Source organism: Oceanicella actignis, from assembly GCF_008124525.1.
In the GTDB taxonomy this organism is placed as follows: domain Bacteria; phylum Pseudomonadota; class Alphaproteobacteria; order Rhodobacterales; family Rhodobacteraceae; genus Oceanicella; species Oceanicella actignis.
In genome coordinates, this window is sequence record NZ_VNHJ01000004.1 from 31,784 (window position 1) to 55,672 (window position 23,889).

Below are 23,889 nucleotides of genomic sequence, written 5' to 3' on the forward strand. Positions count from 1 at the left end.
GCCCCGCGGCCGGGGCCCGGAGATCGGGTCGGCGGCGGGGCCGGCGCAAGAGGCGGCGCCCCGGCGCCGCCCCCGCCCCTGTTCAGGTGGCCGGCGTGATGATGATTTCAACCCGCCGGTTGCGCGCCCGCCCCTCGGGCGTGGCGTTCGAGGCGATGGGCTCGCTCTCGCCGCGGCCATAGGCGCGCACGCGCTGGGGCTGCACGCCGTTGCGCAGCAGGATGTCGGCCACCGCCCGCGCGCGACGCTCGGACAGGCGCTGGTTGTAGTCGGCCGGGCCGGTCGAATCGGTGTGGCCGACGATGTCGATGTAGCTGGACGGATTCTCGGCCAGGCTGCGCGCCGCCCGGCGCAGGCGCTTGCGCATGCCGGGCTTCACCTCGGCGCTGTCCACGTCGAAGCTCACCCGCTCGGGCAGGCGCACCATGAGCTTGCCGTTCACCTGCTTGACCTCGGCGCCGGTCCCGGCCAGATCGGCCTGAAGCTGGCGCTCCTGCTCGTCCAGATAGGTGCCGATCGCCGCGCCGGCCAACAGGCCGATGCCCGCGCCCACCAGGGCGTTGCGCCGGTCGTCGCCGCCCACCAGCGTGCCCAGCGCCGCGCCCGTGGCCGCGCCGGCCAGCGCGCCCACGCCCTGGCGTTGCGAGATGCCGCCCTGCCCGTTCGGACCCGCGCAGGCCCCCAGGAATGCGACGGTTGTGATGGCGATGACGGAATTGCGGATCATGAGCCGCTCCTTTTCGAATTTCGTGTCCGCAAGCCTTGTCCGCGGCGGGGGCGCGAACCCTCCGCCCGCCGCGAGGCGCCGAATCCGGCGCAAGCATCTTCAGCCAAGCACGCAATTGCGGCAAGCTTCTGTCCGCGCGCCCCATCGCGCCCGCCGTCTTGCGCCCGTGAACGCGCCCGTCGCTGCGCGGCCGCCATCGCGCCGCCATGATCGCGCGCCACGCTGCGCCGTCGCGGGCCGGCGCACCGGCCTGCGCGACGGAAACGCGCGCGCCCTGCGTGCAAGAAGCGCCCGCCCCCGCCCAGGCGCGGCGCACGCGCATGGGCACGAGCACGAAGGAAGGAGAGCGCCTTTCATGGCCGTCAGCCGCCAGACGCTTGCCGAGCTGCGCTTCGGATGCGGCTTCCGCCCCGACCGCCCGGCCCCGGCCGGCCCCGAGGATCTGCTGCGCCAGATCGCCGCGCCCCCGCGCGGCGCGCTGGTGGACGAGGCCGAGGCCCGGCGCCGCTACGCGATCCAGGACGGCTTCGTCGCCCTGCGCCGACGCGCGAAACAGGGCGACGCCGACGCCGCGCGCCGCTTCGAACAGACGCTGGCCGAGGGCCGGCGCATGACGCGCGACGACGCGCTGGCCCGCCTCGCCCGCGCGGCGACCACGCCCGACGGCTTCGTCGAGCGCCTGCACCGCTTCTGGTGCGGGCACTTCGCCGTCGCGCGGCGCAATCCGCGCCACGGCGCCTTCATCCTGCCGATGCAGGAGCTGGCCATCCGCCCGCACCTGACGGGCCGCTTCGCCGACATGCTGATCGCGGCGACGAAAAGCCCGGCCATGCTCTTCTACCTCGACCAGTCGGTGTCGGCGGGCCCCAACTCGCGCATGGCGCGGCGCAATCCCCGGCGCGGGCTGAACGAGAACCTCGCGCGCGAGATCCTCGAGCTGCACACGCTGGGCGTTCACGGCCCCTACGACCAGCGCGACGTGCGCGATTTCGCGCGCCTGCTGGCCGGATGGTCCCATGACGCGGGCGGCTTCCGCTTTCGCGAGAACATGGCCGAGCCGGGCGAGAAGACCGTGCTTGGCCGGCGCTGGCGCGGCATGGGCCCCGAGGGCGCGGAGGAGGCGCTGCGCATGCTGGCCGATCACCCGGCCACGGCCCGGCGGCTGGCCTTCAAGATGGCGCGCCACTTCGTCTCGGACGCGCCGCCCGCCCCGCTGGTCGACGCCATGGCCCGCGCCTATGCCGGCGCGACGGGGGGCGATCTTGGCGCCATGACGCGGGCGATGATCGCGCATGAACTGGCCTGGACCGACCGCGCCCGGCTGGGCCCCGCCGCCAAGGTCAAGAAGCCCTGGGATCTGGTCGTCTCGACCCTGCGCGCGGCCGGGGCGCAGGAGGCCGATCTGGCGCCCGGCGGGCCTTTCGGGCCGCCGCTGACCATCCGCGCGCTCGAGGGCATGGGCCAGCCGATCGACAGCGTCCCCGGCCCCGATGGCTGGAAGGAAGAGGCCGACGCCTGGATCACCCCCGGCGGACTGGCCGCGCGGCTCGACTGGGCCGGCCGCATCGGGCGCGTGATCGCGGCGCGGACCGATCCGCGCGACTTCGCCCGCGTCGCGCTGCGCGACGCGCTGGGGCGCGAGACGGCCTTCGCCGTCTCGGCCGCCGGCGAGCGCTGGGAGGCGGTGGCGCTGCTGCTCGTCTCGCCCGACTTCAACCGCCGTTGACCATGCCCGGGAGGCAGACATGACCGAAGATCTTCGCTCGCCCTCGCGCCGCGCGCTGCTGCGCGCCGGCCTTGCGCTGGGGTGCTCGGCGGCCGCGTTTCCGCTGATGTCGCGCGTCACCTTCGCCTCGGCGCCCGGAGAGAACCGGCTGGTGGCCATCGTGCTGCGCGGCGCGCTCGACGGGCTGGCGGCCGTCGCGCCATACGGCGACCCGCATTACCGCGCGCTGCGCCCCACCCTGGCGGTGCTGCCCGAGAACGGCGCGATCGACCTTGACGGCCGCTTCGCGCTGCACCCGGCGCTGGCGCCGCTCGCGCCGCTGTGGCGGCGGGGCGAGCTGGCCTTCGCCCATGCCGTCAGCACCCCCTATCGCGACAAGCGCAGCCATTTCGACGGGCAGGACGCGCTCGAAACCGGCTCGGGCGCCGCCGACGGCCCCACGGGCGCGCGCCGCGACGGCTGGCTCAACCGCGCGCTCTCGCTCATGCCCGGCGCCGAGGCGCGCACCGCCGTCGCGGTCGGGCGCGAGCGGATGCTGCTGCTCGAGGGCGACGCGCCGGCGCTGGGCTGGGCGCCGGACGGCGATCTGCGCCTGTCCGAACCGGCGCTGCACCTGCTCGAGCGGGTGCTGGCGCAGGATCCGCTCTTCGCCGAGGCCGGGCGCGAGGCGATCATGATCGACCGCGAGCTGGACGCGGGCGGCATGGAGCGCGCCCGCCGCGTGGACGCCCGCGCCCTTGCGGCGCTGGCGGCGCGGATGCTGTCGGCCGAAAGCCGCATCGCCGCCTTCTCGCTGGGCGGGTTCGACACCCACAAGGGACAGGCCGGCGCCATCCGCCGCCCGCTCGAGCAGCTGGCCGAGGCCATCGAGGCCCTGCGCCAGGGGCTGGGGCCCAACTGGGCGCGCACGACCGTGCTGTGCATGACCGAGTTCGGCCGCACCGCGCACGAGAACGGCACCCGCGGCACCGATCATGGCACCGGCGGGGTGATGCTGTTCGCCGGCGGCGCGCTGTCGGGGGCGCGCGCGCATGGGCGCTGGCCGGGGCTGGCCGAGGGCGACCTCTACCAGGGACGCGACCTGATGCCGACCGACGATCTGCGCCGCTACGCCGCCTGGGCGCTGCGCGGCGCGTTCGGCCTGCCGCGCGACGCGCTCGAACGCACGGTGTTCCCGGGGCTGGACATGGGCGCGGACCCGCGGCTTCTGGCCTGAGACGGCGGACCCGCCCGTCATGGCGAGCCGCGGGCGTCGGCCCGCCCGCCTGCCCCGCGCCCGCCCTGCGCCGCCCGAAGCCGGCCCGCCGAGGCTTCGCCAGCCGGCGGGGCGCGATGGCCGACCGGCCCGGCCGCCGGCCGCCATCCGCCGCAAGGCCAGCCCGCAGGCAGGCGCTCGGCGCCCCGCCGAAGCCCCGGCCCGGAACCCTGCGATCCGTTCAGGCCCGCCCCTCGCGCCCGCTTGCCGCGCGGGCGGCGACTTGACGCCGCGCGCCCGCGGGCCGACATCTGGGCGGCGGCCGCGCCCGCCAATGCTCGTCCACCAGATCAGGAGGCCCCCTTGCCCGCTCCGAACCCCGCCGCGCTCGAGTTCCTGCTGACCCGGCGTTCGCGCCCCGCGAAGCTGCTTCAGCCCCCCGCCCCCGACGACGCCGAGCTGCGCACGCTTTTGACGGCGGCCGCGCGCGCGCCCGATCATGGCAAGCTCGAACCCTGGCGCTTCATCGTGCTGCGCGGCGCGGCGCTGGCGCGCCTGGCGGCGCTGACGCGCGAGCTGGGCGGCGCCCGCGGCCTCGATCCCGACAAGGTGGAAAAGGACGCCTCGGCCTTCGACGGCTCGCCGCTGGCGGTGGCGGTGATTTTCTCGCCCAAGCCCTCCGAGAAGGCCCCCGAGGTCGAGCAGCTGCTTTCGGCCGGGGCGGTGTGCCTTGGGCTGCTCAACGCCGCGCTGGCGGCGGGCTGGGGCGCGAACTGGCTGACGGGCTGGATGGCCCATGATCGCGAGTTCCTCACCCGCGGCCTCGACCTTGCGCCGCATGAGGGCGTCGCCGGCTTCATCCATATCGGGACCGAGCGCGCCGCCCCGCCCGAGCGCCCGCGCCCCGACCTTGACCGCATCGTGACCTGGGCCGACGCATGAGCGCGCTTGTCGCCGATTTCATCCGCGCCGCCGCGCAGCTGTCCGACCCGCGTTTCCGGCGCGTCTTCGTCCTGTCGATCCTGCTGACGGCGGCGCTTCTGGCCGCCCTCTACCTGCTGTGGAGCATGGCCGTCGCCGCGATCCCGGACATGCGTTTCACGCTGTTCGGCGCCGAGATCGGCTTTCTGGACGAGGCCGCGCGCTGGCTGGCCTGGGCGGCGGGGCTGGTGGGGCTGGCGTTTCTGATGTTCCCGGCCGCGTCGCTGTTCATCGGCTTCTTTCTGGAAGAGATCGCCGCCGCGGTCGAGGCGCGCCACTACCCGCACCTGCCGCCGGCCAAGCCGCTGGGCCTTCTGGAAACGATCTGGGACGGCGTGCTGTTCACGCTGACGCTTCTGGGCGCGAACGCGGCGGCGCTTCTGGTCTATCTGATCAGCGGGCCGCTGGCGCCCTTCGTGTTCCTGGCGGTCAACGGCTATCTTCTGGGCCGGCAGTATTTCGAGCTGGCCGCCGCGCGGCGCATCGGCTTTCGCGCCGCCCGCCGCCTGCGCCGGCGCCATCTGGCCCGCGTCTGGGCCGGGGGCGCGATGCTGGCCGTGCCGCTGTCGGTTCCGATCGTTTCGCTGGCCGTTCCGGTGCTGGGCGTGGCCGCCTTCACGCACCAGTTCCACCGCCTGAACGGCGACGCCCCGGCCCCGCCGGACGCCTGAGCGCCGCGCCGCCGGGCGACCGCGCGGACGCCCGGCGCAAGCGGCGCGGCGGACTCAGTAGGCGCCCGTCGGCCCGTAGGCGAAGATGTCGTCCAGCGTCACCATCCGCGTGGTGATCACGACCATCAGCACGATCCAGATCAGCGTCGCGACGATGGTGGTGTTGCGGAACTTGCGCCGCATCTGCGGATCGGCGGGCGCCGAGGCCGGCGTGCCCGGCGCCACGTCGCCCTCATCCTGCTGCGAGCGCATCCCCAGCGGCAGGATCACGAACAGCGTCATGAACCAGCTGACCGCGTAAAGGACGATGGCGGCGGTGATGGTCATGCCTGCTCCAGCTCCACCAGCGTTCCCTGGAAATCCTTGGGATGCAGGAACAGCACGGGCTTGCCATGGGCGCCGATCTTCGGCTCGCCGTCGCCCAGAACGCGCGCGCCGGCCGCGCGCAGCCGGTCGCGGGCGGCGATGATGTCGTCGACCTCGTAGCAGATGTGGTGGATGCCTCCGGCGGGGTTCTTCTCGAGAAAGCCCTTGATGGGCGAGTTCTCGCCCAGCGGGTGCAGCAGCTCGATCTTGGTGTTGGGCAGCTCGATGAAGACCACGGTCACGCCATGCTCGGGCTCGTCCTGGGGCGGGTTGACCTTCGCGCCCAGCGTGTCGCGATAGCTGGCGGCGGCGGCCTCGAGGTCGGGGACGGCGATGGCGACGTGGTTGAGGCGTCCGATCATGGGCGGGCTCCTTGCTTGTGTGCCTGGGCTTGTGGGCCTGGCCCGAGCAGGTAGCGCGTCGGCGCGCGCCTGACAATGCGGCCCGAGGCCGCCGCCGCGTCCTGCCGCGCCCCGGCCCACGCAGGGCAGGCGCGGGGCGGACGCGCGCGCGGCTGCTGGCGGCGGCTGCGGGCGGCGCGCCGGACGGCGTCAGGACAGGCCCGGCGTGGATTTCTCTTCCGACAGAAGCACGTTCGATTCGACCTCGCCCACCCCCGGCAGGGTCAGGATGCGCCGGCGCAGGATGCGCTCGAAATCGGCAAGGTCGCGCGCCACCACCTTCAGCCGGTAGTCGTAGACCCCCAGCACATGCTGCACCAGCTGCACCTCGGGAATCGCGGTCACCGCGCGCTCGAAATCCTCGAGGCTGGCGCGTCCGCGCGCGGCCAGCTTGACGCCCAGGAACACCGTCACCTCGTAGCCCAGCCGCCGCAGATCGAGCCGCACGCGCCGCCCCCGGATCACGCCCTCTTCCTCGAGCCGCCGGATGCGCCGCCAGCACGCCGGCTGGCTCAGCCCCACCAGCTGCGCCACCGCCTTGGCCGAGCGGCCGCCATCCTCCTGCAGCGCGCGCAGGATCGCCATGTCCACTTCGTCGAATTCGGCGCGCGCGCTCATACCGGGGCCCAGTCGTCGTTCTTGAGCTCGGAGACCAGCAGCAGGCTTTCCAGGTCGGCGATGTGCGGCAGCGGCAGGATCTTCTCGCGATAGATGCGGCGGTAGTGATCGAGGTCGCGGGCGATCACGTCCATGCGCACATCCACCCGCCCCAGCAGGGTCTGCAGAGTGACCACCTCGGGCAGCTCGCGCGCGGCGGCGACGAACTCGTCGAAGGCCCGCGGCGCGGTCTTGTCCAGCGTCACGCGCAGGAACACGCGCACCGCATAGCCCAGCCGCGCCCAGTCGATGCGCGCCGAACGGCCCAGGATGATTCCCTCGCGCGTCATGCGGTCGATGCGCCGCCAGCAGGGCGCGGCGGACAGGCCCGCGCGCTCGGCGATCTGGGCGGCGGTCAGGTCGCCCTCGCGCAGCATCACGCGCAGGATGCGGCGGTCGGTCTCGTCAAGCTGGCGCATGATCCTTTCTCCGTTCGGATGCTTTGCGAATAGGTTTTCGCGCATCCCGGCGCAACCGCAAAATCAAAGAAAGCATTTCGCCGCGCGCCGCCGCTATGCTGCCCCCAGCCAAACGCAAAGGGAGAGCGCCATGCGCGTCTATTACGATCGCGACTGCGACATCAATCTGATCAAGGACAAGAAGGTGGCGGTGGTCGGCTACGGCAGCCAGGGCCACGCGCACATCCTCAACCTGCGCGACTCGGGCGCGCGCAACCTCGCGGTGGCGCTGCGGCCCGGCTCGGCCTCGGCGGCCAAGGCCGAGGCCGAGGGGCTGACCGTGATGGCCATCGACGAGGCCGCCGCCTGGGCCGACGTGATCATGATGGCCATGCCCGACGAGCTGCAGGCCGACACCTACTACAAATACATCCACGACAACCTGCGCGACGGCGCGGCCATCGCCTTCGCCCACGGGCTGAACGTGCATTTCGGCCTGATCGAGCCCAAGCAGACCGTGGACGTCATCATGATGGCGCCCAAGGGCCCCGGCCACACCGTGCGCGGCGAGTTCGTCAAGGGCGGCGGCGTGCCCTGCCTGGTGGCGGTGCACCAGAACGCCTCGGGCAAGGCGATGGAGATCGCGCTCTCCTACTGCGCGGCCATCGGCGGCGGGCGCTCGGGCATCATCGAGACCAACTTCAAGGAAGAGTGCGAGACCGACCTGTTCGGCGAGCAGGCCGTGCTCTGCGGCGGTCTGGTCGAGCTGATCCGCTGCGGCTTCGAGACCCTGGTCGAGGCCGGCTACGCCCCCGAGATGGCGTATTTCGAGTGCCTGCACGAGGTGAAGCTGATCGTGGACCTGATCTACGAGGGCGGCATCGCCACGATGAACTACTCGATCTCGAACACCGCCGAGTATGGCGAATACGTCTCGGGTCCGCGCGTCGTGCCCCATGCCGAGACCAAGGCCCGCATGAAGGCGGTGCTGGACGACATCCAGCAGGGCCGCTTCGTGCGCGACTGGATGCTCGAGTGCAAGGCCGGCCAGCCCAGCTTCAAGGCCATCCGCCGCAACAACGACGCACACCAGATCGAGGAGGTCGGCGCCAAGCTGCGCGCCATGATGCCCTGGATCAAGTCGAACCAGCTGGTGGACAAGCAGAAGAACTGAGCCCTTCCCGTCGGACGGCCAGGCGGCCGACCGCGACTGCGCCCCGGACGCCCAGCGCGCCGGGGCGCTTTTTTTCGTCGTCGCACCTGGGTCCGCCTCGGGCAAGCCTTTCAATTCGCGCCTCCGGCGCGCTTTTTCGTTTGCGCCTCTGGCGCCGGGCCCGTTTCGCGCCTATACATTCAACATCACGAATGCAACCGCCGCCGCGCGCGGCGATCGGAAGGAGGGAACATGAACCCCGACTGGATCAACGGCCTTGTCGGCGGCGCGCTGATCGGCGCCGCGGCGGCGCTGCTGCTGCTCGCCAACGGGCGAATCGCCGGCATCAGCGGCATTCTGGGCGGCCTGCTCGAACCCTCGCCCCGCGACGTCTGGGTCGAGCGCGCGCTCTTCGTCCTCGGACTGGCGGCCGCGCCGCTGGTCTACATGACCCTGTTCGGCCCCAAGAGCATCGAGATCGCGCGCGATCCGGCGCTGCTGGCGGCGGGCGGGCTGCTGGTGGGCTTCGGCTCGCGGCTGGGCTCGGGCTGCACCTCGGGGCACGGCGTGTGCGGCGCGGCGCGGCTTTCGGCGCGCTCGATCGCGGCGCTGTGCACCTTCATGACCACGGCCGTGATCACGGTCTGGCTGGTCCGTCATTTCTGAGGAGCGAAACATGCGCAAGCTGGTCTCCTTTCTGTCGGGCCTGATCTTCGGCCTCGGGCTGATGATCTCGGACATGGTCAACCCCGCGCGGGTGCTGGCCTTTCTGGACCTCGCCGCGATCCCGGCGGGGGCCTGGGATCCGACGCTGATCTTCGTCATGGGCGGCGCGATGATCGTCAGCGCCGCCGCCTGGGCCGTGGCCGCGCGCCGGCGCGAGGCGGCGCTGGGCGGGCCGATTCCCGCGCCGCGCCAGGGCATCGACTGGCGGCTTCTGACCGGGTCGGCCATCTTCGGCGTCGGCTGGGGGCTGGTGGGGATCTGCCCCGGGCCGGCCATCGTCGGCATGGCCGTGGGCGGCGCGCCCTCGCTGCTGTTCGTCGCCGCCATGATCGCGGGAATGATCGTCTACCGCCTGTTCGACGCGGCGCTTGCGCGGCGGGCCGCGGCCTGACCGCTTAACCGCCGGTTTACCAAGAACGCGCATCCTGCCTTCTGCGGCGGCGCCCCCGGCCGCCGGAAATGGAGGCCAAGATGCGCGTTCCCACTCCCCTTCCCCTCGCGGCCGCGCTGGCCGCGGCGCTTCCCCTTTCCGCGCAGGCCGGCGCCTGGACGGCCGAGCCCGGCGCGACCTTCTTCAGCCAGTCCCGCAGCTTCGACACATGGGGCGAGCCGCGCGCGCGCCTCGACAGCTATCTCGAGCATGGCTGGCGCGAGGGCGTGACCGTCGGCGGCGGCATGTCCCGGCGCGAGGGCGTCGGCGGCGCCGAGCTGACGCGCGCGGCGGCCTTCGTGCGCCAGCGCGTCTGGCAGGGCGCGTCGGGCGAGGTCGCCTCGGTCGAGTTCGAGGCCGCCGGCGACGCCGGATCGGGTCTTGAAAGCGCCATGCGCCTGCGCCTCGGGCGCGGCTTCGCGCTGGGTTCCGGCGGCGGCTTCGCCGAGGCCGAGCTCGGCTACGTCTCGGCCCTTGGCGGCGGCGACGGGCGCGCGCAGATGGGCGCGACGCTGGGCGCGCGCCCGGCCGCGGGCTGGCTGGCCATGGCGCGCGGCGCGATCGAGACCGGCGACTCGCGCCGCCTCAACGCCGAAGCCAGCCTCGTGCGCGAGATTTCTCCGCGCGCCAGCCTCTCCTTCACCATGGGCGCCGAGGACTGGAGCGCCGGCGGCCCCGGCGGCGCGCATCTGCGCATCGGCATCTGGCGCAGGTTCTGAGCCGGCCCCCCGGCGCGGTTCAGTCCCCGGTCGTCTCGCCCGGCGCGAAGCCAAGCCGCGCCAGCGCCGCGGCGCAGGCCGCCTCCACTCCGGCCCGCAGCGCCAGCGCCAGCGCCGCCAGAACGGCGAGGGCGGCGAACATCAGGTCGGTCTGCGCGCGCCCGTTGGCCAGCAGCATCAGATAGCCCAGGCCGCGCCCCGAGCCGACCCACTCGCCCACCACCGCGCCGATGGGCGCCGTCGTCGCCGCGATCCGCAGCCCCGCCGCCAGATGCGGCGCCGCCGCCGGCGCGCGGATGCGCAGCAGGATCGCGCCGGGCCGCGCGCCCAGGTTGCGCGCCAGCTCGATCCATGCGGGATCGGCGCCGCGCAGCCCGTCGTGAAAGGCCGAGGCGACGGGGAAGAAGATGATCAGCACCGCCATCGCGATCTTGGGCGCCATGCCGTAGCCCATCCACAGCGTCAGCATGGGCGCCAGCGCAAAGACTGGCAGCGCCTGGCTGACCGTCAGCGCGGGCCGCAGCGCGCGCTCGAGCGGGCGGCTCGCGGCCATGGCCAGCGCCGCCCCGATCCCCAGCGCCGCGCCGATCGCCAGGCCGGCCAGGATCTCGGCCGCCGTCGCGGCGGCGTGTTCGGCCAGCAGCGCGCGCGCGCGCCACGCCGTCTGCGCCACGCGCGAGGGCGCCGGCAGGATGTAGGGCGGCGCCGCGCCCAGGCGCGCGGCCGCCTCCCACAGCCCAAGCCCCGCGCAGGCGGGCAGCGCGCGCGCCAGACCCGCCCTCATGCCGCCATGGCCCGCATCGCGCGCAGCAGCGCCGCCTGCGCCCGCAGCGCGCCCGGATCGTCCAGCGGCCGCGGCGGCCGGCCGGGCGGCGGCGCGAGCGTGCGCGCGCCTTCGGCGCCAAGCAGGATGATCCGGTCGGCCATGCGCGCCGCCTCGGCCGCGTCATGGGTCACCATGATCACCGTGCGTCCGGCCAGAAGCCGCGCCGCCAGCTCCTGCATGCGCGCGCGCAGACCCGCGTCCAGCGCCGAGAAGGGCTCGTCCAGCAGCGCGATGGGGCGTTCCTCCATCAGCAGCCGCGCCAGCGCCACGCGCTGGCGCTGCCCGCCCGACAGCCCCCGGGGGCGGCGGCGCGCCATGCCCGCCATGCCCACCGCCGCCAGCAGCGAATCGGCCCGCCCGGGCGGCGGCGGAACGCCCCGCAGGCGCGGCCCCAGCTCGACATTGCCGCGCAGGTCGAGCCAGGGCAGAAGCGCCGCCTCCTGCGCCATCAGCGCCGCGCGCGGCGCCGCCGGCGCGCCGTCCGACGCCGCGATCCGCGCCTGCCCCGGCTGGTCGTCCAGCCCCGCGATCACGCGCAGCAGGGTCGACTTGCCCGCCCCCGAAGGGCCGAGGAGGCAGCTCCAGGCGCCGGCGGGAAAGGCGATCTCGAGCGGCGGCGTCAACGCCCGCCCGCCCGCGCGCAACGCCCCGCGCAGCGTCAGCCCGGGCGGCGCGCTCATCGCGCGGGCGGCGCGGCCGGCGGCGCCATCAGCAGCTCGTCGGCCGGGCGCGGCTGCGCGATCAGCCCGGCGGCGTGCAGGAAGGCCTCGAAGCGGGCGTAGCGCCCCTCGTCGCGCGCGGCCGGACGCAGCGCCAGGCGCGGCAGGGTCGCCGCCCAGGCCTGCCGGTTGAGCGCGTCGTCCAGCTCGGGCGCGTAGGAGACGAAATCGCGCCACGCCTCTTCGGGGTGGTTGAGGATGAACAGCGTCGCCTCCTCGACCGCGGCCAGGAAGCGGCGCCCGGCCTCGGGGTCGAGCCGCGCGGGGTTGGCGACGTAGATCAGCTCGTCATAGACGGGAACGCCATGCTCTTCGGGATGGAAGCAACGCCCCTCGACGCCCTCGAGGCGCATCTGCGCCAGCTCGAAATTGCGGAAGGCGCCGATGACCGCATCCACCTGCCCCGACATGACCGAGGGCGAGAGCGACCAGTTGACGTTGACCAGCTCGACATCCGCCTCGCTCAGCCCCGCCGAGCGCAGCATCGCGCCCAGAACCGCGCGCTCCATCCCCGCCACCGAGTAGCCGATGCGCCGCCCGCGCAGGTCGGCGATGGCGCGCACCGGCCCGTCGGCGCGCACGAGCAGGCAGTTGAGCGGCGTGGCCACCAGCGTGCCGAGCCGGCGCAGCGGCATGTCCTGGGCGCGCTGAAGGTGCAGCTGCGGCTGGTAGGAGACGGCGATGTCGGCCGCCCCCGCCGCGGCCATGCGAGGCGGATCGGACGGGTCGGCGGGAGCGACGATGCGCAGCTCGAGCCCGTGGCGCGCGAAGATGCCGCGCTGCTGCGCGACGATGATCGGGGCGTGGTCGGGGTTGACGAACCAGTCGAGCGCCAGGGTCAGCCGCTGGGCCGCGGCGGCGGGCGCCGCGCTCAGGCCAAGGGCCAGGGCGGCGGCGGCCAGGGGGCGCGCGGCGCGCGCGCAGGCGCGGCGCAGGAAGGTCGGGCGGGTCATGTCGTTCTCCTTTCCAATGCCCCCGGGGGGGCGGGATCCGCGGCGGCGCGCGGAACGTCCTCCAGCGCCGCCAGCCATTCGCGCACGCGCGCCTCGGGGTCGCGCGCCATGGTCACGTCGGTGACGACGGCCACGCAGTCGGCCCCCGCCGCCAGCGCCGCCGCGCCGCGCGCGGGCGTCATGCCGCCGATGGCCACCAGCGGCAGCGGGCCGCACAGCGCCCGCCAGCGCCGCAGCCGCGCCAGCCCCTGGGGGCGGTGCTTCATGGGCTTGAGCGTGGTGGCGTGGATTGGCCCCAGCGCCACGTGATCGGGCCGCGCCGCCAGCGCGCGGGCCAGCTCGGCCTCGTCATGCGTGCTCAGCCCAAGGCGCAGGCCGGCGGCGCGGATGGCGCCCAGATCGGCGCCGTCAAGGTCCTCCTGCCCCAGATGGACGGCGGCGCAGCCCTCGTCCAGCGCCAGGCGCCAGTGATCGTTGACCACCAGCAGCGCGCCGTGGCGGGCGCACAGATCGCGCGCCTCGGCGATCATGGCGCGCAACGTCCGCGTGCCGGCGCCCTTCACGCGCAGCTGCGCCATGCGCACGCCCAGCGGCAGCATGCGGGCGAACCATTCGGGGTGATCGAAGATCGGGTAGAAGCGCGCCGGCAGGGTCATGAGAAGGGCCTCCCGGCCACGGGCGTCGAGGGGGTCGCCGTCTCGCGCGGCGGAATGGGCCCGGCCGCGCGGCCAAGCGCGCCGGCCTCGACCGCGCGGGCGAAGGCGCGGGCCATGCGCGCCGGATCGGCCGCGCGCGCGACGGCGGTGTTGACCAGCACCGCGTCGAAGCCCATCTCGAGCGCCGCCGCCGCGTGGCTGGGCAGCCCGAGCCCGGCGTCGATGACCATGGGCACATCGGGAAAGCAGCGGCGCAGGGCGCGCAGCCCATGCGGATTGGCCAGCCCCAGCCCGGCCCCGATCGGCGCGCCCCAGGGCATCAGCACCTGGCAGCCCGCCTCGAGCAGGCGCTCGGCCAGGACCGCGTCCTCGGTGGCGTAGGGAAAGACGCGAAAGCCCTCGGCGCACAGGATGCGCGCCGCCTCGACCAGGCCGAAGGGGTCGGGCGCCAGCGTGTCGGCCCGGCCGATGACCTCGAGCTTGATCCAGTCCGTGCCGAACAGCTCGCGCGCCATCTGGGCGGTGGTCACGGCCTCGCGGGCGGTGAAGCACCCGGCGGTGTTGGGCAGCACCGGCGCGCCCAGGCCGCGCACCAGCTCCCAGAAGGCGGCGCCGGCGCGCGCGCCGGCGTCCTCGCGGCGCAAGGAAACCGTCACCGCCGCGGGCCGGGCCGCGCGCGCCGCCTCGGCCAGCGCCGCCGGCGACGGGTAGCCCGCCGTTCCCAGCATGAGGGCCGAGCGCATGCGCCGCCCGTAGAAGATGGGTCCGCCGGCGTCGTCCTGCGGCTCGGGCGCGGGTTCGGGTCCGGCATGGGGCGCGCGGGTCATGGCTCAGCCCCCCTGCCGGGGCGAGACGATCTCGATCTCGTCGCCCTCGGCCAGCGGCTCTTGCGCGCGCGCCGAGGCGGGCACGAAGCGCCCGTTGCGGGCGGTGGCGACGGCGCGCGGGTCGTGACCCAGCGCCTCGATGAGCTCGGCCAGGTTGCGCGCACCGGCGCGCGCGGGCTCTCCGTTAATTCTCAGCAGCATGGTCCATCAGCTCCGGCATGCGCCCGTCCAGCAGGTGTTCGGCGGCCATGCGCGCCAGAACGGGCGCCATGAGAAAGCCGTGCCGGAACAGGCCGTTGACGTGAATCCTGTCGCCCTGTCGGCGCAGGCGCGGGATGTTGTCGGGAAAGGCGGGGCGCGCATCGGCGCCCAGCTCGAGGATCTCGGCCTCGGCCAGGGCCGGGTGAAGGGCCAGCGCGACGCTCAGCAGCTCGTGCGCCGAGCGCGCGCGCGCCGGGCCGCGCCAGTCGCTTTCGATCTGCGTGGCCCCCAGCATCAGCGCGCCGCCCGCGCGGGGGGTGACGTAGATCGGGTGGCGCGGATGCAGCACGCGCACCGGCCGGCCGAGGCGAAGCTCGGCGCCGCGCAGGATCATCATCTCGCCGCGGACGCCGCGCAGATCGGGCAAGAGGTCGCGCGCGCCAAGCCCGCGGCAGTCGAGCGTGGCCGCCGGGCGCGGCGCCGCCGGGTCGAGGGCGCGCGCCACCTCGACGCCGCGCGCCGCCAGCCCGTCGCGCAGCGCGGCCAGCGCGGCGCGCGGGTCCAGATGCGCCTCGTCGGGAAAGAACAGCGCGCGCGAGAAGCGCCCGCCAAGGTCGGGCTCGAGCGCCGCCAGCGCCTCGGCGTCCAGCATCCGCCAGCCCGAGCTGCGCGCGGCGAAGGCGTCAAGCGCCGCGCCGTCGCCGGGCAGCGCCACCACCAGCGAGCCTGCCCGCGTCACCTGCGCGCCGCGCGCCGCCCACCAGTCGGCGGCCTCGCGGCCGAGGCGGGCGATCAGGGGGTCGGCGCTCTCGGCCTCGCAGTCGGGGGCCAGCATGCCGCCCGCCCACCACGAGCAGCCCTGCGGCCCCGGCCCGCCGGCGGGATCGACGATTCGCACCGGCGCGCCGCGCGCGGCCAGCTCGGCCGCCGCGCACAGCCCCGCCACGCCCGCGCCAAGGACGAGGAACCGCGTCATGCTTCCGCTTCCGCCCCGGCGCCGGGTTCGGCCGCCGGGCCCATGGGCGTGGGTTCGGGAACGGCGGGGGGCCAGAGCGCGTGGAAGTGGTGCACCGGGCCGCGCCCGCGCCCCACCGCCAGCGCATCGGCCGCGCGGATGGCCGCGTGCAGCCAGGCATGCGCGCGCCCGACGGCGTCCGGCAGCGCCCAGCCGCGCGCCAGCAGCGCCGCGATGGCAGCCGACAGGGTGCACCCCGTGCCATGCGTGCGCCGCGTGGCGATGCGCGGCGCGGCGAAGGCGACCTCGCCGCCGGGCCAGACCAGCACGTCGCGGCAGATCTCGCCCTCGGCATGCCCGCCCTTGACCAGCGCCGCGCGCGCGCCCAGCGCCACCAGCGCGCGCGCCTGCGAGAGCGCCTCGGCCGCGTCGCGCGCCGGCGGCCGGCCCAGGAGCCGCGCCGCCTCGGGCAGGTTCGGCGTCACCAGCGCCGCGCGGGGCAGCAGGCGCGCGCGCAGGGCGTCCTCGGCATCGGGGCTGAGCAGGGCGTCGCCCGACTTGGCCGTCATCACCGGGTCAAGCACCGCCGGCGCGGCCAGAAGGTCGAGCGACTCGACGACCGCCTCGACGATCTCGGCATTGGCCAGCATCCCGATCTTGACGGCGGCGGGGGGCATGTCGGCCGCCACCGCCGCGATCTGCGCGCGCACCAGCGCCGGCTCCAGCGCCTGCGCCGCGGTCACCGCGCAGGTGTTCTGCGCCGTCACCGCCGTCAGCGCGCAGGCGCCGTGCACGCCAAGGGCCGCGAAGGTCTTGAGGTCGGCCTGGACGCCGGCGCCGCCTCCGCTGTCGGAGCCGGCGATGGTCAAAGCGACGGGGGTCATCTGTCGTCCTCCATCTTGCGCCGCGCGCAAGGAGGACGAAAGGACGCGCCAAGCCCCTGAAAGGCCGCGCTTCGCTCCGTTCCCTACGCCGGCATGACCCGGATCAGGTTCGATGGGTCGGTCCAAGACCTCTCAGCCCCCTTGCGGGGCGCCCCAACGGATTGCGCCCGAGGCTAGCGCCGCGCCGCGCCGCGCGCAAGGGCCCGCGGGCGGCCGCTGCGCGCGCGCCCCGCCTCGCCCGACGCCGCCTCGCCAGACGCCGCCTTGCGCCGCCTGCGTCGCAGGTCGTCGCGGCGGCGCGCCTTCGCGCCGCGTCAGGCGCGCCGAACGTCATGCATGGCGCGCTGCATCCGGCGCCGCGCCGCAAGGCCGCCGCGCCCCTCGATTCGCAGCCCTCCCGCGCCCGCCCTCCCGCGCCATCGGCCGCGCCCGCCGGCCCGCGCAATCGGCCGCTCGCCCACCGCGACGCGGCGCCCGGCGCGCCGCCTGCCCGGCCCGTGCTAGAACCGAGGCGTCGCCGCGCCGCGGCGGCGAATCAACCGCCCCGCACGGGGGCGCGAACGACAGAACGGAGACCGCCCGCGCATGATCACCGTCGAAGACGCCCTGAGCCGCGTGCTCGCCCTGGCCGCCCCCCTGCCCCGGATCGAGGAGGTTCCGCTGACCGAGGCCGCCGGCCGCGTGCTGGCCCGCCCCCTGCGCGCGCGCCGCACCCAGCCGCCCTTCGCCGCCTCGGCCATGGACGGCTACGCCCTGCGCGGCGACGAGCTGCGCCCCGGCGCGCGGTTCCGCGTGATCGGCGCGGCGCGCGCGGGCCAGCGCTTCGACGGGCGCGTGGGGCCGGGCGAGGCGGTGCGCATCTTCACCGGCGCGCCCATGCCCGAAGGGGCCGACCGCGTGCTGATCCAGGAGGACGCCGCGCCCGAAGACGACGGCGCCTTCATCCGCGTGCGCGAGAATCCCGACGCGGCGCGCCATGTGCGCCCGGCCGGCGGCGACTTCGCCGAGGGCGATCTGTTCGCGCCCCGCCGGCTGAGCGCGCGCGACGTGGCGCTTCTGGCCGCCATGAACATCGACCGCGTGCCCGTGCGCGCCCGTCCGCGCGTGGCGCTGATCCCCACGGGCGACGAGCTGGTCGAGCCCGGCCAGACCCCCGGCCCCGATCAGATCGTCAGCTCGAACGGCTACGGGCTGCACGCCATGCTGCGCGAGGCGGGCGCCGATCCGTTCCTGACCCCCATCGCGCGCGACGACCCGGCCAGCCTGCGCGCCGCGCTCGAGGCGGCGGCCGAGGCCGACATGATCGTCACGCTGGGGGGCGCCTCGGTGGGCGAGCATGACCTGGTGCGCGCGGCCTTGCTCGCGGCGGGGGCCGAGCTGTCGTTCCACAAGATCGCCATGCGCCCGGGCAAGCCGCTCATGGCCGGGCGGCTGGGACGCGCGACGGCGCTGGGGCTGCCGGGCAATCCGGTCTCGGCCATGGTGTGCGGCGCGCTCTTCGCCGTGCCGGCCGCGCGCGCCCTGGCCGGCGACCCGGCCCCCGCCCCGCGGCGGCTGACGGCGCGCCTGGCGCATCCGCTGCCGGCCAACGGCCCGCGCGCCCATTACGCGCGCGCGCGGCTGATCGACGGCCCCGACGGCCCCGCGCTCGAGATTTTCGCCAATCAGGACAGCGCCGTTCTGTCGCTCCTGGCCGCGGCCGACTGCCTGGCCGAGATCCCCGCGAACGCGCCGGCGATGGAGACGGGAACGAATTTGAAATATATTCCCCTTTAAGTTGATCTCAATTGTCAATGCGTTGACACAAAACAGGAACCTAAGTAGAACGTGACAATGGGAACGACGGAGCCGGGGACGCCATGCTGACCAAGAAACAACGCGAGCTGCTCGCCTTCCTGCACGAGAGGATCGAGGCCGAGGGCGTCTCGCCCTCATTCGACGAGATGAAGGACGCGCTCAAGCTGCGCTCGAAATCGGGCATCCACCGGCTGATCACCGCGCTCGAGGAGCGCGGCTTCATCCGCCGCCTGCCCCATCGCGCGCGCGCCATCGAGATCCTGCGCCTGCCCGAGGCGCTGACCGCCGAGCGGCGCGGAGGCTTCGCGCCCCGCGTGATCGAGGGCGGCGCGGCCGAGCCCGACCCGCGCCCGACCGGCGCCTTCGCCGCCGCCATGCCCGAGGGGGCGACCTCGATCCCCATCATGGGCCGCATCGCCGCGGGCGTGCCGATCGAGGCCATCCAGACCGAGCACGGCCGCGTGCAGGCGCCCAGCACCATGCTGCGCCCCGGGGCCGAGCATTACGCGCTCGAGGTGCGGGGCGACTCGATGATCGAGGCCGGCATCCATGACGGCGACATCGTCGTCATCCAGCGGCAGGAGGTGGCGCAGAACGGCGACATCGTCGTCGCCCTGGTCGAGGAGGAGGAAGCCACGCTCAAGCGGCTGCGCCGGCGCGGCGACACGATCGCGCTCGAGGCCGCCAACCCGGCTTACGAGACCCGCGTCTATCCGGCCGACAAGGTCCGCATCCAGGGCAAGCTGGTGGGGCTGATCCGCTCTTACTGAGCCGCCGCCAGCCCCCGCTTGCGCCCCGGCTTCGGGGGGCGCGCGTCCTGACGGCGCCCGGCGGCCGGGGGCGCGTCCGGGAGATCATTCGGCGGCGCGCCGCCGGGGCGTGCGGGGAACGGTCCGAGCCCGAGGGCTCCGGGCCCTCCTTCGCCCCAGGCGGGCGGTCTCAGCCGCCGCCCCCGCCCCACAGCCGCCCCCGCGCCGCCGGCAACGCGCCCTCGATCCGCAGCGCGTCGCCGTCGGGCCGCACCGCCGCCGCGCCCAGCCGCGCCAGCTCGGCGTCGGTCAGCGCCAGGCACCCGCCCTCGGGCGCGGGGCCGGGCCGCCGCGGCAGGATGAGCAGCGTGCGCGGCGCGCACAGCGCCGCCGGATCGGGCGCGCGCCGACCGGCCAGCACCACGCGCCAGCCATTCGACATCTCGCCCCGGGCGCCGGTCTTGTCGCGCTCGAGCCCCGGGCGCGCGGCGGCGGTCTTCTGGTCTGCGCCGTCGCCGTCGCGCGCAAGCCAGGTCTCGATCGCATAGCCCGCGCCGCGCGCGCGATCCACCGCCCGCCCCTCGGGCCCCATCAGCCCGATCGCCTGCCCCTCGGGCGCGATCAAGAGCTCGGGCCGGTCGCCGCCCTGCGCCCACATCGCCAGCCCCGCCGCCAGCGCCGCCGCCCCGCCCAGCCGCATGCGCGTGCGCCACAGGCACAGCCACAGGCCGCCAAGCGCGATCAGCGCCAGCGCGCCCTCGGGCGGAGCGACCACCGGGCGCACCGCGTCGGGCATCTGCGCCGCCAGCCGCGCCACCCAAAGGATGACGCCGATCCCCTCGCCCATGGCCCACAGCGCCGGCCCGGCCGCGCCCAACGGCGCCAGCGCCGCCGCCAGCACCGCCGCCGGCATCACCCAGAACGACATCACCGGCACCGCGATCATGTTCGCCGGCAGCCCGTAAAGGGGCAGCCGGTTGAAGGCGGCCGCGGCGAAGGGCGCCGTCGCCATCCCGGCGATGAGCGAGGTCAGCGCCACCCCGGCCGCGATCCGGCCGATGCGCCCAGGCAGGCCCGGGCGCCGCTCGGGCGACGACGTCAGGCCGCGCTCGCGCACCCACTCGTAGAAGGCGATCAGCGCCCCGGTGGCGGCGAACGACATCTGAAAGCCCGCGTCGAACAGGCTTTCGGGTCTGAGCAGCAGGATGACCAGCGCCGCCGCCGCCAGCGCCCGCAACGAGATGGCCGCGCGGTCGATCATCAGCGCCGTCAGCGCGACCGCCGCCATCAGGAAGGCGCGCTGCGTGGCCACCGACGCGCCCGACAGCACCAGATAGACCAGCCCCGCCGCCATCGCCGCCGCCGCCGCGGCCTTCTTCGGCTCGACGCGCAGCGCCGCCGCCGGGATCAGCGCCAGAGCCATGCGCGCCACCGCGAAGACCAGCGCCGAGAGCAGCCCCATGTGCAGCCCGGAAATCGCCAGCAGATGCGCCAGGTTCGAATCGCGCAGCGCCTGAAGCGCCTCCTGCGTCACCCCCTCGCGCACGCCGACGAGGATCGCCGCCGCGAAGGCCCCCCGCTCGCCGGGCACGGCGGCCTGAATGGCGCGGGCGATGGCGCCGCGCGCGCGTCCGATCCAGTCCTGCGCGCGCGCCAGCTGGCCCTGCAGCTCGGCCGGCGGGGCGGGCATGGCGGGACCGCGCGCGAACCCCACCCCGCCGACGCCGTGAAACCACGCCCAGCGGCGGAAGTCGAAGCCCCCCGGCTCGACCGGCGGGGCGGGCGGGCCGATTCGCGCGTAAAGGGCGACTCGCTCGCCCACCCGCACGTCGCGCGCGAAGTCGCCCTCGAGCAACGCGACGCGCACGCGGCGCGGCGTGTCGGCGCGCGCCAGGCCGTAGATGATGACGTCCTCCAGCATCACGCGGCGCATGTCGGTGCGCGAGCGCGTGATCTCGACGATGCGCCCCTCGACCGTGGCGTCGATGGCGGCCGGCAGCACCGGCGCGGCGACCGCCCGCGCCCGCAGCCCCGCCGCCGAGAAGCCGGCGCAAAGCAGCCCCAGCGCCATCAGCGCCAGCCGCAGCCAGGGCGCGCGGCCGGCGAAGGCGGCCGGGATCAGCGCCGCGGCCGCCGCCGTCGCCGCCGACAGGGCCCATGCGCCCGGCTCGTCGGGGCCCTGGAAGTAGACCCAGCTTCCGAAGCCGAAGCAGACGGGCGCCCACAGCGCGGCCCGGCGGCGTTCGCGCAACAGCCAGTCAACCAGATCTTCACGCCTCAAGCCGCTTGTTCTCCGTGCGAAGGGTTGCGATAAGACCGGCGCACTTTAGACAAAATCGGGACGCGATGAAGCCATGACTCCGACCAGGACCGAAGACGCCCCTGTCGTCACGCGATTCGCGCCCTCGCCGACGGGCTTCCTGCATATCGGCGGCGCGCGCACGGCGCTGTTCAACTGGCTCTATGCGCGCGGACGCGGCGGGCGGTTCCTGCTCCGGATCGAGGACACCGACCGCGCGCGCTCGACGCCCGAGGCGACCGAGGCGATCCTCGAGGGGCTGAAATGGCTCGGCCTCGACTGGGACGGCGAGCCGGTCAGCCAGTTCTCGCGCGTCGCGCGCCACCGCGAGGTGGCCGAGGCCATGCTGGCCTCGGGCGCGGCCTATCGCTGCTACGCCACCAAGGAAGAGATCGACGCCTTCCGCGAGGCCGCCCGCGCCGAGGGCCGCCCGCCCCTGTTCCAGAGCCCCTGGCGCGACAAGGGCCCCGAGGACTGGCCCGAGGGCGCGCCCTACGCCGTGCGCCTGCGCGCCCCGCGCGAGGGGCGCGTGCAGGTCGAGGACGCGGTGCAGGGCACGGTGACCTGGGACGCGGCGCAGATGGACGACCTGATCCTGCTGCGCTCGGACGGCACGCCCACCTACATGCTGGCCGTGGTGGTGGACGATCACGACATGGGCGTGACGCATGTGATCCGCGGCGACGACCACCTGACCAACGCCGCGCGCCAGACGCTGATCTACCAGGCCATGGGCTGGCGCACGCCGGTCTTCGCGCACATCCCGCTGATCCACGGCCCCGACGGCGCCAAGCTGTCCAAGCGCCACGGCGCGCTGGGGGTCGAGGAATACCGCAAGATGGGCTACCTGCCCGAGGCCATGCGCAACTATCTGGCGCGGCTGGGCTGGAGCCATGGCGACGACGAGTTCTTCGACGACGCCCAGGCGCAGGCCTGGTTCGACCTGCCCGGCATCGGCAAGAGCGCGGCGCGCTTCGACTTCGCCAAGCTGGCCAATCTGAACGGCCAGCACATGCGCGCGGCTTCGGACGCGCGGCTGGTCGAGGCGGTGAAGGATCTTTTCGCAGCGCAACAAAAGCCCCTGCCCGACCCGGCCCGGCTGGCGATGCTCGAGCAGGCGATGCCCGGCCTTAAGGAACGCGCCAAGACCATCGTCGAACTCGTTGACATCGCCTACTATATTCTCGCCGATCGGCCCCTCGAGCCGGACGAGAAGGCGCGCCGCATCCTGGACGAGGATGCGCGCCGGATGCTGGCCAGATTGACTTCGCAATTGCGGAATGCTAGCCCGTGGGACGGCGCTGCGCTGGAGGCTCTGGTGCGCGGCTTCGCCGAAACCGAAGGGCTGAAGCTGGGCAAGATCGCGCAACCGCTTCGCGCCGCCCTGACGGGCCGCGCGGTCTCGCCCGGCGTCTTCGACGTGATGGTCACGCTCGGACGCGACGAGACCCTCGCGCGGATCGAGGACGCCGTTCAAGGCACGAAATGACCGAACGCGGTGGCGCGCCTGCGCGGCCGCGGAGCAAGATCGGGCGCGACGTCAGCGCCAAGCAACCATCAAGGGGGGTTTTGCCCATGAGCACGAACACGAGCCGGTCCGCGACCCTGTCCATCGACGGACGTCAGGTCGAGCTTCCCGTACGCGACGGCACCCTTGGCCCGTCGGTCGTGGACATCCAGCGTCTCTATGCGGATGCGGGCGTGTTCACCTTCGACCCCGGCTTCACCTCGACCGCCGCCTGCGAGTCCAAGATCACCTTCATCGACGGCGACAAGGGCGAGCTTCTGTATCGCGGCTATCCGATCGAGCAGCTGGCCGAGAAGTCGCACTACCTCGAGGTCTGCTACCTGCTGCTTTACGGCGAGCTGCCCGACGCCGCGCAGCTCGAGGATTTCGAGAACCGCGTCACGCGCCACACCATGCTGCACGAGCAGATGCAGTATTTCTACCGCGGCTTCAGGCGCGACGCGCACCCGATGGCGATCGTGTGCGGCGTGGTCGGCGCCATGTCGGCCTTCTACCATGACAGCACCGACATCAACGACCCCTGGCAGCGCGAGGTGGCGACCATTCGCCTGATCGCCAAGATGCCGACCATCGTCGCCTGGGCGTTCAAGTATTCGATCGGCCAGCCCTTCGTCTATCCGCGCAACGATCTCGACTACGCCTCGAACTTCCTTCACATGTGCTTCGCCGTGCCGGCCGAGGAGTATCACGTGGACCCGGTGCTGGCGCGCGCGATGGACCGCATCTTCACCCTGCACGCGGATCACGAGCAGAACGCCTCGACCTCGACGGTGCGGCTGGCGGGCTCGTCGGGCGCGAACCCCTTCGCCTGCATCGCGGCGGGCGTGGCGTGCCTGTGGGGGCCGGCCCATGGCGGGGCGAACGAGGCCTGCCTGAACATGCTGCGCGAGATCGGCACCGTCGACCGCATCCCCGAATACATCAAGCGCGCCAAGGACAAGGACGATCCCTTCCGCCTGATGGGCTTCGGCCACCGCGTCTACAAGAACTTCGACCCCCGCGCCAAGGTGATGAAGCAGAGCGCGGACGAGGTGCTGCACCTGCTGGGCATCGACGACAACCCGACCCTGCAGGTCGCCAAGGAGCTGGAGCGCATCGCGCTCGAGGACGAATACTTCATCGAGAAGAAGCTCTACCCGAACGTGGACTTCTATTCGGGCATCATCCTCGAGGCCATGGGCTTCCCGACCTCGATGTTCACCGCGCTGTTCGCCATGTCGCGCACCGTCGGCTGGATCGCGCAGTGGAAGGAGATGATCGAGGAGAAGTCCAAGATCGGCCGCCCGCGCCAGCTCTACACCGGCCCGGTGCGCCGCGACTATGTCGAGGTCGAAAACCGCTGAGC

Annotated in this window: 26 protein-coding genes and 1 riboswitch; of the genes, 12 read left to right on the forward strand and 14 right to left on the reverse strand. The window is 74.1% G+C overall.

What is annotated here, in order from left to right; all coding sequences use genetic code 11:
* Positions 1–82: 82 nt before the first annotated feature.
* Positions 83–727, reverse strand: a complete 645-nt coding sequence (locus LY05_RS07225) for a YiaD family glycine zipper/OmpA-like lipoprotein (RefSeq protein ID WP_148922658.1) — start codon at positions 725–727, stop codon at positions 83–85.
* A 355-nt stretch (positions 728–1,082) separates the two neighbouring features.
* On the opposite strand from LY05_RS07225, the gene LY05_RS07230 reads away from it, so the two are divergent.
* The 4 genes from LY05_RS07230 to LY05_RS07245 all read left to right on the forward strand — a co-directional run bounded on the left by LY05_RS07230 (position 1,083) and on the right by LY05_RS07245 (position 5,300).
* Positions 1,083–2,453 (forward strand): DUF1800 domain-containing protein, encoded by a 1,371-nt coding sequence (locus tag LY05_RS07230; RefSeq protein WP_148922659.1) that lies wholly within the window; start codon positions 1,083–1,085, stop codon positions 2,451–2,453.
* Positions 2,454–2,472: 19 nt separating this feature from the next.
* Positions 2,473–3,669: a DUF1501 domain-containing protein gene (locus tag LY05_RS07235; protein WP_148922660.1), complete on the forward strand. Its 1,197-nt coding sequence runs from the start codon at positions 2,473–2,475 to the stop codon at positions 3,667–3,669.
* A 342-nt stretch (positions 3,670–4,011) separates the two neighbouring features.
* The gene (locus tag LY05_RS07240) at positions 4,012–4,590 is read left to right on the forward strand and encodes a nitroreductase family protein (RefSeq protein WP_148922661.1); all 579 of its coding nucleotides are present in this window, start codon (positions 4,012–4,014) and stop codon (positions 4,588–4,590) included.
* Positions 4,587–5,300, forward strand: coding sequence for an EI24 domain-containing protein (locus tag LY05_RS07245; RefSeq protein ID WP_148922662.1), 714 nt, complete (start codon positions 4,587–4,589; stop codon positions 5,298–5,300). Before LY05_RS07240 ends, LY05_RS07245 begins: the two co-directional genes overlap by 4 nt.
* A 54-nt stretch (positions 5,301–5,354) precedes the next feature.
* Here the strand turns inward: LY05_RS07245 and LY05_RS07250 are convergent, their stop codons facing one another.
* The 4 genes from LY05_RS07250 to LY05_RS07265 all read right to left on the reverse strand — a co-directional run bounded on the left by LY05_RS07250 (position 5,355) and on the right by LY05_RS07265 (position 7,143).
* Complete coding sequence (locus LY05_RS07250; RefSeq protein WP_148922663.1) at positions 5,355–5,627, reverse strand: DUF1467 family protein; 273 nt, start codon at positions 5,625–5,627, stop codon at positions 5,355–5,357.
* Positions 5,624–6,028: a methylmalonyl-CoA epimerase gene (gene mce / locus LY05_RS07255; protein ID WP_072745710.1), complete on the reverse strand. Its 405-nt coding sequence runs from the start codon at positions 6,026–6,028 to the stop codon at positions 5,624–5,626. Before mce ends, LY05_RS07250 begins: the two co-directional genes overlap by 4 nt.
* 189 nt (positions 6,029–6,217) lie before the next feature.
* Positions 6,218–6,685, reverse strand: a complete 468-nt coding sequence (locus LY05_RS07260) for an Lrp/AsnC family transcriptional regulator (protein WP_072745709.1) — start codon at positions 6,683–6,685, stop codon at positions 6,218–6,220.
* Positions 6,682–7,143: an Lrp/AsnC family transcriptional regulator gene (locus LY05_RS07265; protein ID WP_148922664.1), complete on the reverse strand. Its 462-nt coding sequence runs from the start codon at positions 7,141–7,143 to the stop codon at positions 6,682–6,684. The genes LY05_RS07260 and LY05_RS07265 overlap by 4 nt, the downstream gene beginning before the upstream one ends.
* Here LY05_RS07265 and ilvC point away from each other — a divergent pair.
* From ilvC to LY05_RS07285, 4 genes are all read left to right on the forward strand, one after another.
* Entirely contained in the window at positions 7,142–8,296 is a 1,155-nt protein-coding gene (gene ilvC, locus LY05_RS07270; protein WP_148922665.1) for a ketol-acid reductoisomerase, read from the forward strand. The two genes, LY05_RS07265 and ilvC, sit on opposite strands and share 2 nt — an antisense overlap.
* Before the next feature lie 231 nt (positions 8,297–8,527).
* The gene (locus LY05_RS07275) at positions 8,528–8,941 is read left to right on the forward strand and encodes a YeeE/YedE family protein (RefSeq protein ID WP_072745707.1); all 414 of its coding nucleotides are present in this window, start codon (positions 8,528–8,530) and stop codon (positions 8,939–8,941) included.
* Positions 8,942–8,951: 10 nt separating this feature from the next.
* Positions 8,952–9,392, forward strand: coding sequence for a DUF6691 family protein (locus LY05_RS07280; RefSeq protein ID WP_148922666.1), 441 nt, complete (start codon positions 8,952–8,954; stop codon positions 9,390–9,392).
* An 80-nt stretch (positions 9,393–9,472) separates the two neighbouring features.
* A complete protein-coding gene (locus tag LY05_RS07285; protein WP_148922667.1) occupies positions 9,473–10,150 on the forward strand; it encodes a hypothetical protein in 678 nt (225 codons plus the stop codon).
* Positions 10,151–10,169: 19 nt separating this feature from the next.
* On the opposite strand, the gene LY05_RS07290 is transcribed toward LY05_RS07285, so the two are convergent.
* The 8 genes from LY05_RS07290 to thiD form a co-directional block, all read right to left on the reverse strand.
* Positions 10,170–10,934, reverse strand: a complete 765-nt coding sequence (locus tag LY05_RS07290) for an ABC transporter permease (protein ID WP_148922668.1) — start codon at positions 10,932–10,934, stop codon at positions 10,170–10,172.
* The gene (locus LY05_RS07295) at positions 10,931–11,656 is read right to left on the reverse strand and encodes an ABC transporter ATP-binding protein (RefSeq protein WP_148922669.1); all 726 of its coding nucleotides are present in this window, start codon (positions 11,654–11,656) and stop codon (positions 10,931–10,933) included. The genes LY05_RS07290 and LY05_RS07295 overlap by 4 nt, the downstream gene beginning before the upstream one ends.
* Positions 11,653–12,648, reverse strand: a complete 996-nt coding sequence (locus tag LY05_RS07300; protein ID WP_148922670.1) for an ABC transporter substrate-binding protein — start codon at positions 12,646–12,648, stop codon at positions 11,653–11,655. Before LY05_RS07300 ends, LY05_RS07295 begins: the two co-directional genes overlap by 4 nt.
* Positions 12,645–13,304, reverse strand: a complete 660-nt coding sequence (locus tag LY05_RS07305) for a thiamine phosphate synthase (RefSeq protein ID WP_148922671.1) — start codon at positions 13,302–13,304, stop codon at positions 12,645–12,647. The genes LY05_RS07300 and LY05_RS07305 overlap by 4 nt, the downstream gene beginning before the upstream one ends.
* Positions 13,301–14,047, reverse strand: coding sequence for a thiazole synthase (locus LY05_RS07310; RefSeq protein ID WP_211356302.1), 747 nt, complete (start codon positions 14,045–14,047; stop codon positions 13,301–13,303). Before LY05_RS07310 ends, LY05_RS07305 begins: the two co-directional genes overlap by 4 nt.
* An 87-nt stretch (positions 14,048–14,134) precedes the next feature.
* Positions 14,135–14,332 carry a sulfur carrier protein ThiS gene (gene thiS / locus LY05_RS07315; protein ID WP_072745701.1) on the reverse strand — a complete coding sequence of 66 codons (198 nt, stop codon included), beginning with the start codon at positions 14,330–14,332 and terminating at the stop codon, positions 14,135–14,137.
* Positions 14,316–15,308 (reverse strand): FAD-dependent oxidoreductase, encoded by a 993-nt coding sequence (locus LY05_RS07320; protein WP_148922673.1) that lies wholly within the window; start codon positions 15,306–15,308, stop codon positions 14,316–14,318. Before LY05_RS07320 ends, thiS begins: the two co-directional genes overlap by 17 nt.
* Positions 15,305–16,171, reverse strand: coding sequence for a bifunctional hydroxymethylpyrimidine kinase/phosphomethylpyrimidine kinase (gene thiD, locus LY05_RS07325; protein ID WP_148922674.1), 867 nt, complete (start codon positions 16,169–16,171; stop codon positions 15,305–15,307). Before thiD ends, LY05_RS07320 begins: the two co-directional genes overlap by 4 nt.
* A gap of 63 nt (positions 16,172–16,234) precedes the next feature.
* Positions 16,235–16,337: riboswitch (TPP riboswitch) on the reverse strand.
* A 419-nt stretch (positions 16,338–16,756) separates the two neighbouring features.
* On the opposite strand from thiD, the gene LY05_RS07330 reads away from it, so the two are divergent.
* Together LY05_RS07330 and lexA are read left to right on the forward strand one after the other, a co-directional pair.
* Complete coding sequence (locus tag LY05_RS07330; protein WP_148922675.1) at positions 16,757–17,947, forward strand: molybdopterin molybdotransferase MoeA; 1,191 nt, start codon at positions 16,757–16,759, stop codon at positions 17,945–17,947.
* A gap of 83 nt (positions 17,948–18,030) precedes the next feature.
* A complete protein-coding gene (lexA, locus tag LY05_RS07335; RefSeq protein ID WP_148922676.1) occupies positions 18,031–18,738 on the forward strand; it encodes a transcriptional repressor LexA in 708 nt (235 codons plus the stop codon).
* A gap of 169 nt (positions 18,739–18,907) precedes the next feature.
* Here lexA and LY05_RS07340 read toward each other — a convergent pair whose 3' ends face one another.
* On the reverse strand, positions 18,908–20,998 hold the full coding sequence (locus LY05_RS07340) for a ComEC/Rec2 family competence protein (RefSeq protein WP_148922677.1): 2,091 nt from the start codon (positions 20,996–20,998) through the stop codon (positions 18,908–18,910).
* 73 nt (positions 20,999–21,071) lie between these two features.
* On the opposite strand from LY05_RS07340, the gene gltX reads away from it, so the two are divergent.
* Together gltX and gltA are read left to right on the forward strand one after the other, a co-directional pair.
* The gene (gltX, locus tag LY05_RS07345; protein WP_148922678.1) at positions 21,072–22,505 is read left to right on the forward strand and encodes a glutamate--tRNA ligase; all 1,434 of its coding nucleotides are present in this window, start codon (positions 21,072–21,074) and stop codon (positions 22,503–22,505) included.
* Between the two features lie 86 nt (positions 22,506–22,591).
* Complete coding sequence (gltA, locus tag LY05_RS07350; RefSeq protein WP_072745695.1) at positions 22,592–23,887, forward strand: citrate synthase; 1,296 nt, start codon at positions 22,592–22,594, stop codon at positions 23,885–23,887.
* Positions 23,888–23,889: the final 2 nt, after the last annotated feature.

Bases quoted from the DNA above. Each gene is read 5' to 3' on its own strand.
- LY05_RS07225 (WP_148922658.1), bottom strand. From the start codon at position 727: ATGATCCGCAATTCCGTCATCGCCATCACAACCGTCGCATTCCTGGGG.
- LY05_RS07230 (WP_148922659.1), top strand. From the start codon at position 1,083: ATGGCCGTCAGCCGCCAGACGCTTGCCGAGCTGCGCTTCGGATGCGGC.
- LY05_RS07235 (WP_148922660.1), top strand. From the start codon at position 2,473: ATGACCGAAGATCTTCGCTCGCCCTCGCGCCGCGCGCTGCTGCGCGCC.
- LY05_RS07245 (WP_148922662.1), top strand. From the start codon at position 4,587: ATGAGCGCGCTTGTCGCCGATTTCATCCGCGCCGCCGCGCAGCTGTCC.
- LY05_RS07250 (WP_148922663.1), bottom strand. From the start codon at position 5,627: ATGACCATCACCGCCGCCATCGTCCTTTACGCGGTCAGCTGGTTCATG.
- mce (WP_072745710.1), bottom strand. From the start codon at position 6,028: ATGATCGGACGCCTCAACCACGTCGCCATCGCCGTCCCCGACCTCGAG.
- LY05_RS07260 (WP_072745709.1), bottom strand. From the start codon at position 6,685: ATGAGCGCGCGCGCCGAATTCGACGAAGTGGACATGGCGATCCTGCGC.
- ilvC (WP_148922665.1), top strand. From the start codon at position 7,142: ATGATCCTTTCTCCGTTCGGATGCTTTGCGAATAGGTTTTCGCGCATC.
- LY05_RS07265 (WP_148922664.1), bottom strand. From the start codon at position 7,143: ATGCGCCAGCTTGACGAGACCGACCGCCGCATCCTGCGCGTGATGCTG.
- LY05_RS07275 (WP_072745707.1), top strand. From the start codon at position 8,528: ATGAACCCCGACTGGATCAACGGCCTTGTCGGCGGCGCGCTGATCGGC.
- LY05_RS07280 (WP_148922666.1), top strand. From the start codon at position 8,952: ATGCGCAAGCTGGTCTCCTTTCTGTCGGGCCTGATCTTCGGCCTCGGG.
- LY05_RS07285 (WP_148922667.1), top strand. From the start codon at position 9,473: ATGCGCGTTCCCACTCCCCTTCCCCTCGCGGCCGCGCTGGCCGCGGCG.
- LY05_RS07290 (WP_148922668.1), bottom strand. From the start codon at position 10,934: ATGAGGGCGGGTCTGGCGCGCGCGCTGCCCGCCTGCGCGGGGCTTGGG.
- LY05_RS07295 (WP_148922669.1), bottom strand. From the start codon at position 11,656: ATGAGCGCGCCGCCCGGGCTGACGCTGCGCGGGGCGTTGCGCGCGGGC.
- LY05_RS07300 (WP_148922670.1), bottom strand. From the start codon at position 12,648: ATGACCCGCCCGACCTTCCTGCGCCGCGCCTGCGCGCGCGCCGCGCGC.
- LY05_RS07305 (WP_148922671.1), bottom strand. From the start codon at position 13,304: ATGACCCTGCCGGCGCGCTTCTACCCGATCTTCGATCACCCCGAATGG.
- LY05_RS07310 (WP_211356302.1), bottom strand. From the start codon at position 14,047: ATGCGCTCGGCCCTCATGCTGGGAACGGCGGGCTACCCGTCGCCGGCG.
- thiS (WP_072745701.1), bottom strand. From the start codon at position 14,332: ATGCTGCTGAGAATTAACGGAGAGCCCGCGCGCGCCGGTGCGCGCAAC.
- LY05_RS07320 (WP_148922673.1), bottom strand. From the start codon at position 15,308: ATGACGCGGTTCCTCGTCCTTGGCGCGGGCGTGGCGGGGCTGTGCGCG.
- thiD (WP_148922674.1), bottom strand. From the start codon at position 16,171: ATGACCCCCGTCGCTTTGACCATCGCCGGCTCCGACAGCGGAGGCGGC.
- LY05_RS07330 (WP_148922675.1), top strand. From the start codon at position 16,757: ATGATCACCGTCGAAGACGCCCTGAGCCGCGTGCTCGCCCTGGCCGCC.
- lexA (WP_148922676.1), top strand. From the start codon at position 18,031: ATGCTGACCAAGAAACAACGCGAGCTGCTCGCCTTCCTGCACGAGAGG.
- gltX (WP_148922678.1), top strand. From the start codon at position 21,072: ATGACTCCGACCAGGACCGAAGACGCCCCTGTCGTCACGCGATTCGCG.
- gltA (WP_072745695.1), top strand. From the start codon at position 22,592: ATGAGCACGAACACGAGCCGGTCCGCGACCCTGTCCATCGACGGACGT.